Genomic DNA, 15,490 nt, shown 5'->3' on the forward strand with positions numbered 1-15,490 from the left:
GATGTATGCGATCGAAATGCGCGCGATCGTCGAGGCCGAGATGGACCGACCGGTCCCGCCCGAGATCACCGCTTTGGTCGACGCGCTTTGCGAGCTCTACCCGCGATCGGCCACGGCCATTCTGTTCTATGGCAGTGCGCTTCGTGACAAGGCGGTTGGCGATCGCATGGTCGACCTCTATGTCCTGACCCAAGGCTATCGGCAGGTCCATAAGAACGCCATCGCCCGCTTCTTTAATCGGCTCATTCCACCCAATGTCTATTATATCGAGGCGTCCATGGCGGACGGGGCGAAAGTGCGGGCGAAATACGCCCTGGTCGACCAGACGCAGTTCAGAAGGCTCGTCTCGCCGCGTACCAGCAATCCTTATTTCTGGGCGCGCTTCTGCCAGCCGGTGGCCGTGCCGTGGACGCGTGACGAGCAGGCACGCCGTGCGGTGCGTGAGGCGCTGATCGCCGCACCGATGACACTGGCAACGCAAATCCGGCCCGTGATCGAAGGTGAGCCCGACAGTCGCACGCTCTGGACTGAGGGCTTTGCCCTGACCTACGCGACTGAGCTCAGGGCGGAGCGCCAGAGCCGTGCGCTTGATGTCTATCTTGCCGACCAGGCCCGCTATGACGAGGTGGCGGCTATCATCGCACCCTGCCTGCCGCCGGCACCGGGCCTCGATGCGCGCGATCGCGCGCTCAGGCTCTGGGCACGTCGGCGCTGGCTGGGCAAGCTCTGGTCAGTCGCTCGCCTTATGAAGGCAGCCTTTACCTTCGATGGCGGTGCCGATTATCTGGCCTGGAAGATCGAGCGTCATTCCGGCGAACGGGTCAATCTCCGCCCTTGGCAACGGCGCCACCCGATCCTGGCGACGCCGACGATCCTCTGGCGTCTCTGGCGCAAGGGCGCCATCCACTAGGCCCGTTGACGGGCATAAACAGATCTTTTGGGGATTCTAACGATCCCCGTTCAGCTTTGACGCAAGGATGGCCGCTCGCCGCTGGAGCCTCATCCTTCCCGCTGCCCATTCGGCCGCGAAGCGCACGCCATCCGATAAAATGCCCGCATTTTGGCGCTGTCTCGACTCCGGACCGCGCCGGCACGCCTCCTTCATGGCGGCGGCGTCACATCTGGATACCGCGAAATGCAGATTGCGCCCCCCAAGCAAGGCTTATTTGGGCCAAGGAACGGGCGGTGCAGGCTGCGTAGAATCGTCAGAATGACAGAATAGCAAGCTTGGCCGCCGGTCGGAAATCTAGGATTGGGCGCTTCATAATTGCGCGGGCCGCCGAATATACGGGCAGATGGACGGCACGCGTAGGTTTCGAACATCGCCTCTAATTCGATTTAAATATAATACATCACGCTTAACCGGCAATAATTATTTTATATGGATAAATTCATATTCGAATTACTTAGGAAAAACTTATACTTATGGTTGTGATCATAAGACAAATCGCTTTTTCCCACGAAGAAAAACCAAGTTGACCTATCCACTAATACTGGAGAACCTTCGTGGGCGATAACGGCATCACATACATGGAGAGACCACATGGCCGACTATGTTGGTACGCTAGGTGACGACCTGACTGTTTACGAGCAGGGAACGCCGCCGGTTACACAGTTCGACGATGTTCAGATCGGCAAACTGGGTGATGACCATTTACGCGGCGCGGGAGGCAATGATCTGCTCTTTGGCGATACCGGCAATGATTTCCTCGAAGGCGGCAAAGGTATCGACCTCGTCATTGGCGCCGATGGCAACGACAATCTCCACGGCAATGACGGGCAGGACACGCTTTACGGTGGCAAGGGCAACGATGTCCTCTTCGGCGGTGCGGGCGACGACACGCTGATCGGCAATCAGGGCATCGACACCCTGACCGGTGGCGCCGGAGCCGATCGCTTCATCATCCGTGGTCGCGAGTCATCGGATATCGGCGGCGCGGTCCACGATGGCATTGAGATCGTGCAAAAGCAGACCATCACCGATCTGCATTTTGACCAGGGCGACAAGCTGCAGCTGGACGGCTTCGTGCTGAACGGCCAGGATCTCACCCAGTCGCTGCATCTGGGCAATGGTATCGGGAGCCAGGCCTCGCTGGACAACGTCGTTGCAACGCTGGACAAGGCCTATGCCGACGGCGTGATCGCCTATGATCCCACCGTTCAGGAAGGCAATAACCTGCATCTGTTCCTACAGGACAAGGCGGGCGAGCTTCATGAGGTCGTTCTTAACCATTACGGCACGCCGGCCTGATTCCGCAAAGCGATCCGAGGCGACCAGCGAGGCCAAAGGGCGTGCCTAGCCCGGCGGCCGTCGCGCGCAGGCTAAGCGGAATCAGCTGCCCCAGGATCTGAAGCTGCCGGTACTCCAAGAGCTGCTGCGCGAGCCGAAGCCACCGCGGCTGACGACTGAGGTTCGCGAGGGCGGGGGGGCTTGATAAACGTCGCGCGCGGGGGCGCGGACGGTGGAGCCGCCTAGGGTGCTGAGCGGCGATCCCGAACCGGTATAGAGGTCGCCGTTTTGTACGCTGCGATAAATGGGGCGGGCGTAGTGATAGCCGCCGGGGCGGCCCCAATAACCGCTGCCGCCGGTCACTTGATTGACAAGGTTGCTGACGAGAAATCCGGTCAGGAAGGGGACAAAGAAGCTGGAGCCGCCTTCTTCCCGACGATAGCAGGCGTTGACGCCGAACTGAGCCTCGCATGTCGACTGTTCGTCGAAGCGAGGGGCTTGTTCGTCGTTTTGCGCCTTTGCCTCGTCGAAGGCCTTCTGGCAGTCATCGGGATCGACCTTGCCCTCGGCTTTGCAGGCCTCTACCGAGGGATAATAATTGCCTTCAGCCTGTTGGTCGGCACGCGAGTTGTAGATGGCCAGGGCCCCGCCGGCCGCGGCCATTAGGGTCAAGGTGATGGCGGTCGAGCGCTTCATGCCGGCCTCAATAGCTCATGCAGGCCGACTGCAGCATGCCGCCTGTCAGCGAGACCACCGCAAGATAGATGGCTGGCGCCATCTCGCCTTCGGGAATGCGCTCGCAGAGCCCGGGGATGAGCAGGCGCGCCAGCCGATAGGCGCCCACTTGCACGATAAGGGCCACAAGACCCCAGACGACCGCGTCGAACAGGCCGACCGAGTTCACGAACGCGGCCGCGAGTGGAATGATAAAGCCCAGGATCGAGCCGGCAAAGGCGATTGCCGCCGCGACATTGTTGGCGCGGATCAGCGCCATCTCGTCATAGGGGGTAAGGCGCGTATAGACGAGCCCGTAGAGCCCCAGGAGAACGCAACCCACGATATAGTAGGCTATGAAGGCCGGGAGACCCGCCAGCGATTGCGCGATATGCAATGAGAATCCTCCTCAAGGGCGGCCAAACCGCTCAACTGGTCGACAGGCTGGCGCGATCCAGGTCCATGCCCACCATCAATTCGACCGAGCGTCCGGTCGGGATGGTTTCGATGGCCGCCAGAAGAAACTCGGGCTTGCCCGAGGCAAGGACGCGGCTGAAGAGCATGGCCCGCTGGTCGACGCGCCGGGCTGGCGGTTCGTCCTCGCTGTCCCTGACCGCTTCGGAAAAGACGACGGGATCGGCCGGACCGCGCGTCTCGGCGAACCAGACGCGCTCGTAGCTGGTGCCGTCCTCGAGCGCCAGGCGCGCGCTTTTGAGCTTGGCCTCCCATTGCGACCAGGCGGCCCTGTCGCTTTCGTTCGGATAATAGCTCTGGAGCGGCCGGTAGAGCGTCACCTCGGCTATGTGCTCGGCCGCGTGACCACCATTCGTGAGTGCCTGCACCATCGTGTTGTCCTCGCTATAGTAGCGATGCACGAAGGAGCCGTCCCCCAGATCGACAAGGCCGCGTGCGGCCACGATCATCGAGGTCTCCGGCAGGATGAGCCGGGAATCCGCGCCAAGGAGGCGAACGGCCAGTGGATCGATAAAGAATGGCTGGCCGATGACCACGCCTAGCGGCGAGGGCGCCCCCTCGGTCTCCGCGGCGCCACCACCGCCAAGCGACTTAAGCAACCGTCCGAACATTCAACCGTCCCTTTGCTCACGCCGGTCATTCTGACGGCGATCGCGCCATCGCGCAATCCATCCCGATTTTGACATGTTGGACCATCCATGTCATATGACATGTCATAAATGACTTGGAAACGCATGCCGGAACGCGCCGCACTCTACCAACGCCGTCGTCGGGACCGCCTGCGTGCCAGGGGCCTGATCAAGCGGGAGATCTGGGTGCCGCCGGAATATGCGGATCTGGTTCGGCTGTTCGAATCGGCCCTGCAGCATCATAATCCGCCCCGCATCGACACGTTCCCGCAAACGCCCGGGCGACATGCCGAGCCAGCCACAAGGAGCGATCTTGCCATGAGCGATGCCAAACGTTGGAGCGTCGAGACGCTCCAGGCCGCCTTTGCCGCCTCGTCACAGGCCAGGGAGGGCGAGTTCGCTGTCGACATGGTCGAGGGGGCCGAGCCCGTCATGCATCTGACCATGCATGATTTCGGCGACCTGCCCGTGACGGTCTCGGTGGCGGGCTCGCAGATCGTGATGAGCGTACTCCTTTGGCCCGTGGCATCGATTGCCGACCAACCCGCGTTCGAGCGTGAGCTTCTCCTGACGCACAAGATGATCCCACTCTCGACCTACGGCATCACGACCACGGCCGAGGGCGAGCTCTGGTATGAGATCTTCGGGGCGCTTTCCTCGGAATCGAGCTTCGAGACCGTCTTGATCGAGCTCGAGACCCTGGCCGACAACGCCATCGACGCCACCGAGCATTTCGAATCGCACGTCCATCGCGTCGCCTGAGCACGCGCCAACCGCAGGACAGCAAGACCATGGGCATTCTCTCCAAGATTTTCACCGCCGTCCGGGGGGCGGCCAGCGAAGGCGGCCAGGCCGTCGTCGACCATCAGGCACTGCGCATTCTCGATCAGGAGATCAGGGACGCCGATCGGGCGCTTTCCCAGTCCAGGACCGACCTTGCGAGCCTGATCGCCGAGCGCCGCATGGCCGATTCCAAGATCGTCGACATCGACCGTCGAATTGCCGAATACGAGGCACATGCGGGAGCTGCCCTCCAGCGCGGCGAAGAGAAACTGGCGACGGAGGTGGCCGAGCGCATCGCCCAGCTCGAGAGCGAGCGCGCGGCGGCCGCCGAGACGGCCTCGCATTACGAGACCAATGAGCGCGGTCTGCGCGAGACGATCCGCAAGACGGAGGCCAATCTCAGGCGGATGAAATCGCAGGTCGATACGGTCAAGGCCACGGCCTCGGTGCAGCGTGCCCAGGCGGCGGTCGCCAGCCGGCATTCCGGCGCCCAGTCCCGCATGCAAAACGCCATGGATTCGCTGGATCGCATCAAGCAGCGCCAAGCCAAGCAGTCGCTGCAATACGAGGCGGCCGAGGAACTGCAACGCGAGGAAACCGGTGCCGATCTCGATGCCCGCCTGGCCGCAGCCGGCATTGGCGGAGCGCCCGGTGGTGCATCCGCTGTCCTCGAGCGGCTGAAGGCCAAGCAACTCGGGTCGGCCACCGAGGACCGCCCGACCGCCGCGATCGAGGGACCGCGCCGGCAGATCACCTGAGCGACGGTTGCGCGAGGATGCAGCGACGGCACATGACCGAGCGGCCCTGGTGGAAGACGCAGGCCGAGCAATTGGGCTTCGTCTTCCACACCATGTACGGCCAGCCCTATTGGGACGAGACCGCGTGCTGGCAGTTCGGCCTGCGCGAGATCGAGGAGGGCATCGATCAGCCGGCAGCAGAACTGCATGGGATGTGCCTGTCGCTGGTCGATCGCGTCGTCGAGGATGAGCGGCTCCTTCGCCGTCTGGCCATCCCCGAGCGCTTTTTCGACCTGATCCGCCGCTCGTGGCGAGATCGCGAGCCCGCTCTCTATGGCCGCTTCGATCTTGCCTATGACGGCCGGGGCCCGGCCAAGCTGCTCGAATATAATGCCGACACGCCGACCAGTCTCTACGAGACGGCGTTCTTCCAGTGGCTCTGGCTGGAGGAGGCGATCCAGGCGGGTCAGGTGCCGGCCGACGCCGATCAGTTCAACCGGGTCCAGGAATGCCTAATCGAGGGCTTGGCCAGCCTAGGCGTGCCGCCGGGCTGGCCGATGCATTTCGCGGCGGCGGCCGGTTCCGCCGAGGATCGCGGGACCGTGCGCTATCTCGAGGATTGCGCCCTGCAGGCCGGGCTCATTCCCCGCTATCTCGACATCGAGCAGATCGGCATCGACACGCAGGGCCAGTTCACCGGGCTCGAGGGTGAGGCCATCACCCATCTCTTCAAGCTCTATCCCTGGGAATGGCTGCTGCGCGAAGACTATGCCGCTCATCTCGATGGCGCCGATACCCGCTTCACCGAACCGCCCTGGAAAGCCATCCTCTCCAACAAGGGCATTCTCCCTTTGCTCTGGGAGATGTTCGAGGGCCATCCCAATCTGCTGCCCGCCTATTTCGAGGATGAGGCACAGGGCAGGGCGATGCTCGATGCGCGCTATGTCCGCAAGCCGCTGCTTTCGCGCGAGGGCGCCAACGTCACGATCCTCGATCTGGACCAGGAGGAAGAAACGGCCGAGGGTCCCTATGGCGCCGAGGGTCATGTCCTGCAGCTTTATGCCAGACTGCCCGAGGTCGAGGGCAACCACATGGTCGTCGGCGCCTGGATCGTGAACGGCGAGGCCTGCGGCATGGGGCTGCGCGAGGATAAGAGCAGGATCACGCGCGATCTCTCGCGCTTCGTGCCGCATATCATCCTGGAATGACGGTCGGGAAGTGCCGGCTTTAGAGAAAGTCGATGCCGAACCAGAGGATGACGACGACCAAGACCAGATAGAGCGGCAGGGAGATCTGCTCGATGCGGCGCCGGTCCGGCGGCAGGTGGCCCGCCATGATCTTGGCATAGGAGGCCAGGGCCAAGATGAGGGCCGAGGCGATGCCCAGGAAGGTACGGGCCCCGACATCCAGGTGGCTGCCGCCAAAAAAGGCGACGCCGCAGGCGGCGATACCGACGATCTGCAAGGCCAGATCCCGACTCACCAGCCAGAGGAAGAGGGGTTGCAGCGCAGCACTCATCGGCTCTCCGTTTCCCTGACTTGAACGTCGACGCGTTCGCGGCAATGGTGCCTTGCCGCCTGCCTAGAGGATTAGCCGCGCCTTGTCGCCTGATCCGGTCGCCCCGGCACCCAATCTCTCATCTTGGAGGACCAAGCTGCTCAAGATTTTCATCGATGCGGATGCGTGCCCGGTCAAGGAGGAGATCTATCGCGTGGCCGGACGCTATGGCCTGTCGGTCCTCGTGGTGGCCAACGCCTATCTGCGTGTGCCGGACGACCCGCGCATCGAACGGGTGACCGTGACGGAGGGCCTCGATCGCGCCGACGATTGGATCGCCGAGCGGGCGGAGCAGGGCGATGTCGTCATCACCGCCGACGTTCCGCTGGCCGATCGCTGCGTCAAGGCGGGGGCCCGCGTCATCGCCCCGAACGGCCGTCCCTTTACGCCGGCCTCGATCGGCGCCGATCTGGCGATGCGCAACCTCATGACCAGCCTTCGTGAGGCAGGCGAGATCAAGAGTGGCGGTCGTCCCTTTTCCAAGCAGGATCGCAGTCAGTTCCTGCAAGCGCTCGACACGGCCATCCAGGCGATCCGACGAACGGGCAAGTAGCCCACTCTCAGGCGAGAACCGGGTATCCCTGGACGATGGCCTGGGCTTCAAGGTCGAGGATGCTGTCATAGTCGCTCTCCTCCAGCACCTCGAAGCCCGAGATGCCCAGCATCGCCAGCCCTTCCGCCGCCGCCGGATCGGCGATCAGATCCCGCAGGGCCGCCCGCATGACGTCGATCTCAGCCGCGTTGGTGGCAAGGCTGGTGATGAGCGGCAGGCCCGGTGTCGACGCGGAAACGGCAAGAACGCGCAGGCCTTCGGTCAATTCCGGGCGATGATGGGCGGCCAGGCCATAGGTGATGGCATCGATCGCGGCCACGCCCGCATAGCCTTTGGCCACGGCCGCCATGCTGGCCAGATGGGCGCCGGTCGGCAGGACCCGGGCGAAGAACGGCCGACCGGCCGCATGCGGGGCGATCAAGGCGCGCAGCAGGTTCATGCCGCTATTGCTGTCGGGCCCATTAACGGCCACGACCTGGCCGCGCAATTCGGCAACCTCCTCGATCGGTGAATCCGCCGCCACGATGACGACGCTGCAATGCCGTCCCCGTTCGATGCAGGGCCAAGCGTAGCTGGGGGTCGCCACATAGCGGACGCGGCCACGAAGAAAGGTGCGAAGCGGATAGCCGCAGGTCTGCGCCATGAGAAGGTCGGGGGCCTGCCAAACCGCCGGCGGCGCCGCCCGGCGATCCAGGCTTGAGGGGACGTCCTTCAGGTTGCGATCTTGAAGGATCGCTGCCAGCGCCGACCAGACGGCGTCATTCGCCGACTGTAGCCACGGCGCGTCGTACATGCCCAAGCTGGCGATCCGAGCTGTCATAGCCTGTCACCTCTTCCGGATAGGCTGGATGAACCAGCCGGTCATGCGGGCGAAACAGGAAACGATCGGCGACATCCAGATAACCATCATAGACGAGCCCGCCATTGCCGGCCACCAGGCGTTCGCGGTGACGGCGGTAATAGGCGGGGATCGCGTACCAGGGCAGGCCCGGCTTGTCGTGATGCACGACGTGAAGGTTATTGTAGAGGAACAGCAGCCCCAGAACCGGGGCATTCTCAACGATCGCCGTCCGGTGCGCTGTGGCCGGCGCTGCCCGGTGCTCGGCAAAGGAGCGGACCAGCGCCAGGGCAAAGCCGGGATAGACGAAGACCAGCAGATAGGACCAAAGCGACATGTCGCAGACGACGAGAACCCAGAAGAGGATGGGCACAATGCCGGCCGCGTGCAGGGCCCAGATCCCCAAGAGCTTGCGATTCCCCGTCATCAGCCGCCACGCCTGTCCGGCCAGGAAGACCAGAATGCCATGCAGCGGCCCGAGCACGACGCGGCCGGCCAGCGTGTCGATGACGCGATAGAAATGTACGAAGCGATGGCGCAGCCTCTTCGCCTGCGCCGGTGTCAGATAGTAGCTTTCCGGATCGTCGATCGGGTCGGTAAGCCTGTCGTTTTGATGGTGGCATCGATGGCTGTGCCGGTAGATGGCATAAGGCAGCCACAGGCCCAGGGGCCAAAAGCCGATAAAGTCATTGACCCATCGAAAGGGCGTCGGGTGATCGTGGATCACCTCGTGCTGCAGCGACATGTGCCAGGCCATGAACCAGGCTGCCGCCGGCAGAAGCAGGACCAGCGGGATGTCACTGTGGAAATAGGTGAGCGCCAACCAGCCGCCATAGACCAGGGCCGTCAGACCCATAGTCGGCCATTCGATCCCCCGACCTGCCATCCCCCTGCATCCCCCGCATCGGTCTTCCACCATTGAGATGCTCGAAAAATGACGAGGCAACGAGCGAATGCGTGACTTTTGCGGCGTTTGATCACAACACGTGAATATGGAATATTAAATCGACAAACTGATGCGAATTCGAAGCGATTGATGTGAATGATCTGCAGGCAATTCGATGAATAAGCGCGTGATGGTTCGGCTCTTCCGCGAGCGCCTCATTCAGGTGCTGGAAAAGTCGGAACTGAGCCAGACAGCCTTTGCCGAGCGGGTCCAGATCGATCGGTCCACCCTTTCCCAGCTGCTCGCGCCTGGAAATGAACGCCTGCCGAGGATGGAGTCGGTCATTGGCATCGCCACGAGTTTCCAGGTCTCACTGGATTGGCTCTTTGGCCTCAGTCAGCGTGACGGGCTTGGGGCCGATGTGCTGCACGAGAGCCTTCAGGTCGAATCAGACGCTCTCTCGCATCTGGATGAGCGGCTGTTGCGCTGGCATCGCGAGGCGGCCGGCTACAAGATCCGCCACGTGCCCGCGAGCTTCCCCGACGTCTTGAAGACAGACGACGTCATCCGCTTCGAGTATGGGCTCTCAGCCGTACCCACGCCCGAGCGGCGGATCGGCATCACCCAGTCGCGGCTGGACTATCTGCGCGAGCCGGACACGGAGATGGAAACAGCCATGCCGTTCCAGACGATGGAAAGCTTTGCACGGGGCGAGGGTGGCTGGCAGGGGCTGGACCGGTCGCTCCGGCGCGAACAGATCCTCCATGCAATGAGCCTCGTCGACGAACTCTATCCACGCTTTCGTTGGTTTCTCTATGATGGACGCCAGGATTTTTCGGCACCGGTGACGGTCTTTGGCCCACAACGCGCGGCCATCTATATCGGCCGCAACTATTTTGTCTTCCGCTCGACCGAGCACATCCGCATCCTGGCGCAGCATGTCGATCGGCTGATCCGCGCTGCGACGATAACCGCGACCAGAACCCGCCCCTGGCTCGAATCCCTGCTACCACTGGTGCGCTAGGTCGCCGGCGCAGGGCCCGAGGATGCTTGACGGCAACCATCCAGGCCGCCTACCGCCATGGCGAAGCGCGCAAGGACCAGCCCGATGACCCGTTCTCTCTCACGCCGTCGCCTCTTGAGGACGGGGACCGCAGCCGCCCTCGGGCTGTCCCTGCCATTGCGCCATCCGTCTGCGGCGACGACCAGCAAAGGCGGCATCCTCAAGGTCGCCGCCGATACCGAACCGCGCAATCTCAACCCCGCCATCGTCGCCTCCAACGGAGTCTTCTTCGTCGCCAGCAAGGTCGTCGAGCCGCTGGCCGAGCAGGCTTTCGCGCCCAACGGCGCCCCCATCGGCCAAGTCCCCCGTCTGGCCACGGGCTGGGAGGGAGCACCGGACGGGCGGAGCGTGCGCCTCACCTTGCGTCAAGGCGTGACCTGGCATGACGGCCAGCCCTTCGATTCCAGGGACGTGGCGTTCACCGCGCTTGAAGTCTGGCGCAAGCTGCAGAATCTGGGGCAGGTCGTCTTTGCCTCCTTGGAAGCGGTCGACACACCCGATGCCGCGACGGCGATCCTGCGTTTCGCGCAGCCCGTGCCCTTCCAACTGTTCCGCAATGCCATGCCGGCACTGACGAGCGTGCTGCCGCGCCATCTCTATGAAGGCGGCGACATCATGACCAACCCCGCCAACAAGCAGCCCGTCGGCACGGGTCCCTTTCGTTTCGTCGAGCACAAGGAAGGCGACTATTACCGGCTTGAACGCCATGTCGGCTACTGGCAGCAGGACCAGCCTTATCTCGACGGCATTCTTTATCGCGTGCTGCCCGACAAAGGTGCGATCGCCGCCGCACTCGAGACGGGCGACATCGACGTCGCGGCCTTCTCCGCCGTCTCCCTGGCCGATATCGACCGTCTCACCCAGCAGGAAGGCATGCAGGTCGACCAGGAAGGTTATGAGGCCCTGACCTACCAGGTGATGATCGAAATCAATCATCGCCGCAAGGAACTGGCCGATGTCCGCGTGCGGCGGGCGATCGCCTTTGCCGTCGATCGCAAGCAGGTGGCGGACACGATCTTCATGGGCAGAGCCACGCCCGCCACGGGGCCCGTGCCACGCTCGGATGCGCAATTCTTCGAGGAGAGCGTGCCGCACTACGCCTTCGATCCGGCCATGGCGGAGCGCATGCTGGACGAGGCGGGCTATCCGCGCGGCGCCGATGGCAAGCGCTTCAGCCTCAGCCTGCTACCGGCTCCTTGGTTCGAGCAGACTTTGCAAATGGGCGACTACCTGAAGCAGGCCCTGGCTCGGATCGGCATCGAGGCTATCATCACGGTCCTGGACCCGGCTGCCCATCAGCAGGCCGTCTACACCGATCATCGTTTCGATCTGGCGATCGGCTCACCGGCCTATCGCAACGATCCCGGCATCTCGACGACCATACTCTATAAGAGCGGCATTCCGGCGGGTGTGCCCTTTTCCAACCAGTATGGCTACGCCGATACCTTGATGGACAACATCATCGCTCAGGCGGCCGCCGCGACCGACCCCATCATGCGGATCACCGTCTTTCAGCGCTTCCAGAAATATGCGGGCCTGCAACTGCCGATCATCCCGGTCGTTGACTTCACGATGCTGACAACCGCCCGCCCCAACGTACGCGGCATTGCCGCCAATCCTCGCTGGGCTGTCTCGAACTGGGCCGACACGTGGCTGGCCTGAGCCCCTGGGCAAAGGCGTGAATTTCAGGCTTGCCCGCTTCGCGGCGCGACGCCTGGGGACAGGCCTGCTTGTCCTGCTCATCGTGAGCATCGTCAATTTCATGTTGCTGGCAGCAGCACCCGGCGATGCCGTCGATGCCTATCTGGCCGAGACAGGCGGGGCAGGCGGCGATGCCGCGGGTCTACGGACCGCATGGGGATTGTCCCTTGGCCTCTGGCCGCGCCTATGCCTCTATCTGTCAGGGCTCCTGCATTTCGATCTCGGCTGGTCGGTAGCCTTCGATCGCCCCGTGGTCGGCCTCATCCTGGAGCGCCTACCCAATACGTTGCTCCTCTCGGGCACCGCTCTGGCCTTCGCCGCCGCCCTGGGCACGTCCATGGGCATCCTGGCCGGCATGCGGCCCCATGGCATCGGCGACGGCATCTTGCGCGCGCTCAGTCTGATCCTCAGTGCCATCCCGAACTTCTGGCTCGGCCTCATGCTCATGCTGCTATTCACACTGAAACTCGCCTGGCTGCCCTTGGGAGGCATCAGCAGTCTCACCGCGAGCGAAGGGAGCCTCTCGCATGTGCTGGACGTGGCCAAGCATCTGGTGCTGCCGGTAAGCGCGCTCGGGCTCGGCTACGCCGCCCTCTACCAGCGGCTGATGCGGGCCGGCATGGTGCAGGCCGCAGGTGAGGACTATGTGCGCACCGCGCGCGCGAAGGGCCTTGCGCGCCGGCGCATCCTGCTGCGGCACATGGCGCGCAATGCGATTCTGCCCGTCGTCACGATGTTGGGCCTCCAGGCCGGGACGCTTCTCGGGGGTAGCGTCGTGATCGAGAGCGTCTTTGCCATTCCGGGGCTGGGCCGACTGGCGGCGGAGGCCGTCACGCGCCGGGACGCGCCACTCCTCCTGGGTATCATTCTCATAAGCGCGCTGCTCGTCATTCTCATCAATGTCCTGATCGACCTTGTGCAGTCGAAGCTGGACCCGCGCGTGGTCCGCAGCTGATGCGTCGCCATCCAGGCTTGATCGAGGCGGCGGCCGGCGGTGCCTTCCTGGCCCTTCTTCTGGCCATGGCCTGCCTCGCGTCCTGGCTCTGGCCAGGTGACCCGCTGGCCTTCGTCAGCAAGCCACTTCGGCCGCCCTTCACCGATCCGCATCTCCCGTTGGGCAGCGACCGACTTGGCCGCGACGTCGCGGCGATGCTGGCGCATGCGGCCGGCAACACGCTGCTGATCGCTGGCAGCGCCACTGCTGCGGCCTTTCTTGTCGGTGTCGTGCTTGGCACGGTGGCAGGCTTCGCGGGCGGCCTGCTCGACGAGTTCCTTATGCGGATTGTCGAGGCCTTCCAGGTCATTCCAGGTTTTCTCTTGGCGCTGGCCCTGGTGGCCATTCTCGGACCTTCCTTGCCGGTCATCGTCCTGGCGATCGCGGCCGGTGCCTGGCCAGCACCTGCCAGGCTGACGCGAGCCGAAGTCCGCAGCTGGCGAAGCCGCGAGTTCGTTGACGCCGCCCGTCTTCTCGGCATGCCTCCAGCACGGATCGCCTTTTGCGAGGTCCTGCCCAATGCCCTGCCGCCGGTTCTCTCTCTGATCGGCATCATTACCGCCGCCGCCATTCTGGTTGAATCCGCTTTGTCGTTCCTCGGTCTGGGCGATCCCAACCGCATTACCTGGGGGCGCATGGTGGCCGATGGCCGCAGCGTTCTTCGCAGCGCACCGGCCCTGACACTCATTCCCGGTACTGCCATCTGCCTGACGGTCCTCTCGGTCGGCATCGCGGGCGATGGGCTGACCCGGCTCCTCGATCCGAGGCGTCTTCGATGAGCCTGCTCGACGTAACCGGGCTCAAGGTGGGGTTTGGCCAGAGCCTGCCCGTGCGGCAGGTCGATCTCGTCATCGAACCCGGCTCGCGCACGGCCCTTCTGGGTGCCAGCGGCTCGGGCAAAAGCCTGACGGTGCTGGCCATCGCCGGGCTGCTGCCACCGGGAGCACGGATGCAAGGGCAGATCGTCTGGGGTGGGCTGCCGGCCGGCATGCGGCTGGGCCGCGATGTCGGCCTCGTTTTCCAGGATCCGATGTCCGCCCTGAATCCGGTCCTCCGGGTTGGCGAGCAGGTGGCCGAGGTGGTCCGGGCGCATCGGCACCGATCCTCTCGCCGCGCCATGGAAGAGGCGACGAGCCTTTTTCACCAGCTCGATCTTCCCCAGCCGGACCGCATCGGGCAGGCCTATCCCCACCAGCTCTCGGGCGGCCAGCGCCAAAGAGTTGCCATCGCTGCGGCGATCGCCGCCGATCCCGCACTCCTGATCCTGGACGAGCCGACGACGGCGCTGGATACCGTTACCCAACGCCATATCGTCGACCTGCTGCAGAGCATCGCCTCGGCGCGTGGGATGGCGATCCTCCTCGTGACCCACGACCTCGCTTTGGCGGCCCATCTCGCAGCGGATGCCTTCATCATCGATGAGGGGCTGATCGTCGAGCGCCAGCCCATACAAGATCTTATCCTGGCTCCCAGGCACGCCGCCGCCCGCTCCCTCGTCCAGGCCCACCGCCAGCTTCACGCCCATGACTGAGCCGCTCCTGCGGGTAGAGGGCCTGAGCAAGCGCTTCCACGGCAAGGACGTTGTGGTCGATGTCGATCTGAGCCTGACGGCCGGCGAGACACTGGTCGTGATCGGCGCCTCCGGTGTCGGCAAGACGACCCTCGCACGCCTGATCCTCTGCCTTGTCGAGCCGGATGCCGGCGCGATCCACCTGGACGGCATCGATCTGGTAGGACTGCGCGGTGCCGCTCGCCGCCGCCATCGCCGCGCGCTGCAGATGGTCTTTCAGGACTCGCTGGCTGCCTTAAATCCACGAGCCGACGTGCTGCGGCTCCTGACTGACCCCCTGCGCGTTCGCCTCGACATCGCCCGCAGCCGGCGGACAGCGCTGATCCATGCGGTCCTGGACGATGTCGATCTCGATCCCGGCTTGCTCGGTCGGCCGCCGCATGCGCTCTCCGGCGGCCAGCGCCAGCGAGTGGCCCTGGCCCGCGCCCTCCTGGCGGATGCGCGCCTCATCATCATGGACGAGCCGATGGCAGCGCAGGATGCCGTGCGGCGACTGCGACTGGCGGCACTCGTGAAACGCCTGCAGGCCGAGCGCAATCTAAGCTTTCTCGTCATCACCCATGATCTGGAGACAGCCGCCATTCTCGCCGACCGCGTCGCCGTCATGGCAAGCGGGCGTCTCGTCGAGACGGGCCCGGCTGAGCGCATCCTCCGGCAACCCGCCAGCGATGCTGCCCGGCATCTCCTTGCCGCCCGGCTGCGGCTGCCGCCGGCCCAGACGAAAGGCGGTGACTGACAGGCGTTAAGTCCGGGAGAGCAGA

18 protein-coding genes are annotated in these 15,490 nt (G+C 64.0%); 12 read left to right on the top strand and 6 right to left on the bottom strand.

The annotated features are described in order from the left end of the window. Position 1: 1 nt before the first annotated feature. Positions 2 to 910, top strand: coding sequence for a hypothetical protein (locus CFB17_RS02875; protein WP_088559910.1), 909 nt, complete (start codon positions 2 to 4; stop codon positions 908 to 910). A gap of 633 nt (positions 911 to 1,543) precedes the next feature. Then, on the top strand, positions 1,544 to 2,251 hold the full coding sequence (locus tag CFB17_RS02880) for a calcium-binding protein (RefSeq protein WP_088559911.1): 708 nt from the start codon (positions 1,544 to 1,546) through the stop codon (positions 2,249 to 2,251). Between the two features lie 81 nt (positions 2,252 to 2,332). Here the strand turns inward: CFB17_RS02880 and CFB17_RS02885 are convergent, their stop codons facing one another. Genes CFB17_RS02885 through CFB17_RS02895 form a run of 3 tightly spaced genes read right to left on the bottom strand, consistent with a single transcriptional unit; the run spans position 2,333 to position 4,029 of the window. Continuing rightward, positions 2,333 to 2,926, bottom strand: a complete 594-nt coding sequence (locus tag CFB17_RS02885; RefSeq protein ID WP_088559912.1) for a DUF1190 domain-containing protein — start codon at positions 2,924 to 2,926, stop codon at positions 2,333 to 2,335. Positions 2,927 to 2,933: 7 nt separating this feature from the next. Continuing rightward, positions 2,934 to 3,341, bottom strand: coding sequence for a DUF350 domain-containing protein (locus CFB17_RS02890; protein ID WP_207761914.1), 408 nt, complete (start codon positions 3,339 to 3,341; stop codon positions 2,934 to 2,936). A gap of 31 nt (positions 3,342 to 3,372) precedes the next feature. Then, entirely contained in the window at positions 3,373 to 4,029 is a 657-nt protein-coding gene (locus CFB17_RS02895) for a DUF2491 family protein (RefSeq protein ID WP_088559913.1), read from the bottom strand. Positions 4,030 to 4,152: 123 nt separating this feature from the next. Here CFB17_RS02895 and CFB17_RS02900 point away from each other — a divergent pair, with 123 nt between their 5' ends. Genes CFB17_RS02900 through CFB17_RS02910 form a run of 3 tightly spaced genes read left to right on the top strand, consistent with a single transcriptional unit; the run spans position 4,153 to position 6,775 of the window. Beyond that, positions 4,153 to 4,809 (top strand): YjfI family protein, encoded by a 657-nt coding sequence (locus tag CFB17_RS02900; RefSeq protein WP_165769392.1) that lies wholly within the window; start codon positions 4,153 to 4,155, stop codon positions 4,807 to 4,809. Positions 4,810 to 4,838: 29 nt separating this feature from the next. After that, the gene (locus CFB17_RS02905; protein WP_207761915.1) at positions 4,839 to 5,588 is read left to right on the top strand and encodes a PspA/IM30 family protein; all 750 of its coding nucleotides are present in this window, start codon (positions 4,839 to 4,841) and stop codon (positions 5,586 to 5,588) included. A 17-nt stretch (positions 5,589 to 5,605) separates the two neighbouring features. Continuing rightward, entirely contained in the window at positions 5,606 to 6,775 is a 1,170-nt protein-coding gene (locus tag CFB17_RS02910) for a glutathionylspermidine synthase family protein (protein ID WP_088559915.1), read from the top strand. A gap of 19 nt (positions 6,776 to 6,794) precedes the next feature. On the opposite strand, the gene CFB17_RS02915 is transcribed toward CFB17_RS02910, so the two are convergent. Beyond that, a complete protein-coding gene (locus tag CFB17_RS02915) occupies positions 6,795 to 7,085 on the bottom strand; it encodes a hypothetical protein (protein WP_088559916.1) in 291 nt (96 codons plus the stop codon). A gap of 82 nt (positions 7,086 to 7,167) precedes the next feature. Here CFB17_RS02915 and CFB17_RS02920 point away from each other — a divergent pair, with 82 nt between their 5' ends. Further along, complete coding sequence (locus CFB17_RS02920; protein ID WP_322112117.1) at positions 7,168 to 7,677, top strand: YaiI/YqxD family protein; 510 nt, start codon at positions 7,168 to 7,170, stop codon at positions 7,675 to 7,677. A gap of 7 nt (positions 7,678 to 7,684) precedes the next feature. Here CFB17_RS02920 and CFB17_RS02925 read toward each other — a convergent pair whose 3' ends face one another. Both CFB17_RS02925 and CFB17_RS02930 read right to left on the bottom strand, forming a co-directional pair. After that, positions 7,685 to 8,470, bottom strand: coding sequence for a phosphate/phosphite/phosphonate ABC transporter substrate-binding protein (locus CFB17_RS02925; protein WP_207761916.1), 786 nt, complete (start codon positions 8,468 to 8,470; stop codon positions 7,685 to 7,687). Beyond that, the gene (locus CFB17_RS02930; RefSeq protein WP_243389696.1) at positions 8,436 to 9,401 is read right to left on the bottom strand and encodes a fatty acid desaturase; all 966 of its coding nucleotides are present in this window, start codon (positions 9,399 to 9,401) and stop codon (positions 8,436 to 8,438) included. Before CFB17_RS02930 ends, CFB17_RS02925 begins: the two co-directional genes overlap by 35 nt. A 175-nt stretch (positions 9,402 to 9,576) precedes the next feature. On the opposite strand from CFB17_RS02930, the gene CFB17_RS02935 reads away from it, so the two are divergent. The 6 genes from CFB17_RS02935 (at position 9,577) to CFB17_RS02960 (ending at position 15,465) form a co-directional block, all read left to right on the top strand. After that, positions 9,577 to 10,425 (top strand): helix-turn-helix transcriptional regulator, encoded by an 849-nt coding sequence (locus tag CFB17_RS02935; protein WP_088559919.1) that lies wholly within the window; start codon positions 9,577 to 9,579, stop codon positions 10,423 to 10,425. An 84-nt stretch (positions 10,426 to 10,509) separates the two neighbouring features. Beyond that, positions 10,510 to 12,126 carry an ABC transporter substrate-binding protein gene (locus CFB17_RS02940; protein WP_088559920.1) on the top strand — a complete coding sequence of 539 codons (1,617 nt, stop codon included), beginning with the start codon at positions 10,510 to 10,512 and terminating at the stop codon, positions 12,124 to 12,126. 100 nt (positions 12,127 to 12,226) lie between these two features. Further along, complete coding sequence (locus CFB17_RS02945) at positions 12,227 to 13,120, top strand: ABC transporter permease (RefSeq protein ID WP_088560219.1); 894 nt, start codon at positions 12,227 to 12,229, stop codon at positions 13,118 to 13,120. Continuing rightward, positions 13,120 to 13,938, top strand: coding sequence for an ABC transporter permease (locus CFB17_RS02950; protein ID WP_088559921.1), 819 nt, complete (start codon positions 13,120 to 13,122; stop codon positions 13,936 to 13,938). The genes CFB17_RS02945 and CFB17_RS02950 overlap by 1 nt, the downstream gene beginning before the upstream one ends. Beyond that, positions 13,935 to 14,690, top strand: coding sequence for an ATP-binding cassette domain-containing protein (locus CFB17_RS02955; RefSeq protein ID WP_088559922.1), 756 nt, complete (start codon positions 13,935 to 13,937; stop codon positions 14,688 to 14,690). The genes CFB17_RS02950 and CFB17_RS02955 overlap by 4 nt, the downstream gene beginning before the upstream one ends. After that, entirely contained in the window at positions 14,683 to 15,465 is a 783-nt protein-coding gene (locus CFB17_RS02960) for an ATP-binding cassette domain-containing protein (RefSeq protein WP_088559923.1), read from the top strand. The genes CFB17_RS02955 and CFB17_RS02960 overlap by 8 nt, the downstream gene beginning before the upstream one ends. Positions 15,466 to 15,490: the final 25 nt, after the last annotated feature.

This window comes from Arboricoccus pini (genome assembly GCF_900187945.1).
Taxonomy (GTDB): domain Bacteria; phylum Pseudomonadota; class Alphaproteobacteria; order Geminicoccales; family Geminicoccaceae; genus Arboricoccus; species Arboricoccus pini.

Bases quoted from the DNA above. Each gene is read 5' to 3' on its own strand.
- CFB17_RS02875 (WP_088559910.1), top strand. From the start codon at position 2: ATGTATGCGATCGAAATGCGCGCGATCGTCGAGGCCGAGATGGACCGA.
- CFB17_RS02880 (WP_088559911.1), top strand. From the start codon at position 1,544: ATGGCCGACTATGTTGGTACGCTAGGTGACGACCTGACTGTTTACGAG.
- CFB17_RS02885 (WP_088559912.1), bottom strand. From the start codon at position 2,926: ATGAAGCGCTCGACCGCCATCACCTTGACCCTAATGGCCGCGGCCGGC.
- CFB17_RS02895 (WP_088559913.1), bottom strand. From the start codon at position 4,029: ATGTTCGGACGGTTGCTTAAGTCGCTTGGCGGTGGTGGCGCCGCGGAG.
- CFB17_RS02900 (WP_165769392.1), top strand. From the start codon at position 4,153: ATGCCGGAACGCGCCGCACTCTACCAACGCCGTCGTCGGGACCGCCTG.
- CFB17_RS02905 (WP_207761915.1), top strand. From the start codon at position 4,839: ATGGGCATTCTCTCCAAGATTTTCACCGCCGTCCGGGGGGCGGCCAGC.
- CFB17_RS02910 (WP_088559915.1), top strand. From the start codon at position 5,606: ATGCAGCGACGGCACATGACCGAGCGGCCCTGGTGGAAGACGCAGGCC.
- CFB17_RS02915 (WP_088559916.1), bottom strand. From the start codon at position 7,085: ATGAGTGCTGCGCTGCAACCCCTCTTCCTCTGGCTGGTGAGTCGGGAT.
- CFB17_RS02925 (WP_207761916.1), bottom strand. From the start codon at position 8,470: ATGTACGACGCGCCGTGGCTACAGTCGGCGAATGACGCCGTCTGGTCG.
- CFB17_RS02930 (WP_243389696.1), bottom strand. From the start codon at position 9,401: ATGGCAGGTCGGGGGATCGAATGGCCGACTATGGGTCTGACGGCCCTG.
- CFB17_RS02935 (WP_088559919.1), top strand. From the start codon at position 9,577: ATGAATAAGCGCGTGATGGTTCGGCTCTTCCGCGAGCGCCTCATTCAG.
- CFB17_RS02940 (WP_088559920.1), top strand. From the start codon at position 10,510: ATGACCCGTTCTCTCTCACGCCGTCGCCTCTTGAGGACGGGGACCGCA.
- CFB17_RS02945 (WP_088560219.1), top strand. From the start codon at position 12,227: ATGTTGCTGGCAGCAGCACCCGGCGATGCCGTCGATGCCTATCTGGCC.
- CFB17_RS02950 (WP_088559921.1), top strand. From the start codon at position 13,120: ATGCGTCGCCATCCAGGCTTGATCGAGGCGGCGGCCGGCGGTGCCTTC.
- CFB17_RS02955 (WP_088559922.1), top strand. From the start codon at position 13,935: ATGAGCCTGCTCGACGTAACCGGGCTCAAGGTGGGGTTTGGCCAGAGC.
- CFB17_RS02960 (WP_088559923.1), top strand. From the start codon at position 14,683: ATGACTGAGCCGCTCCTGCGGGTAGAGGGCCTGAGCAAGCGCTTCCAC.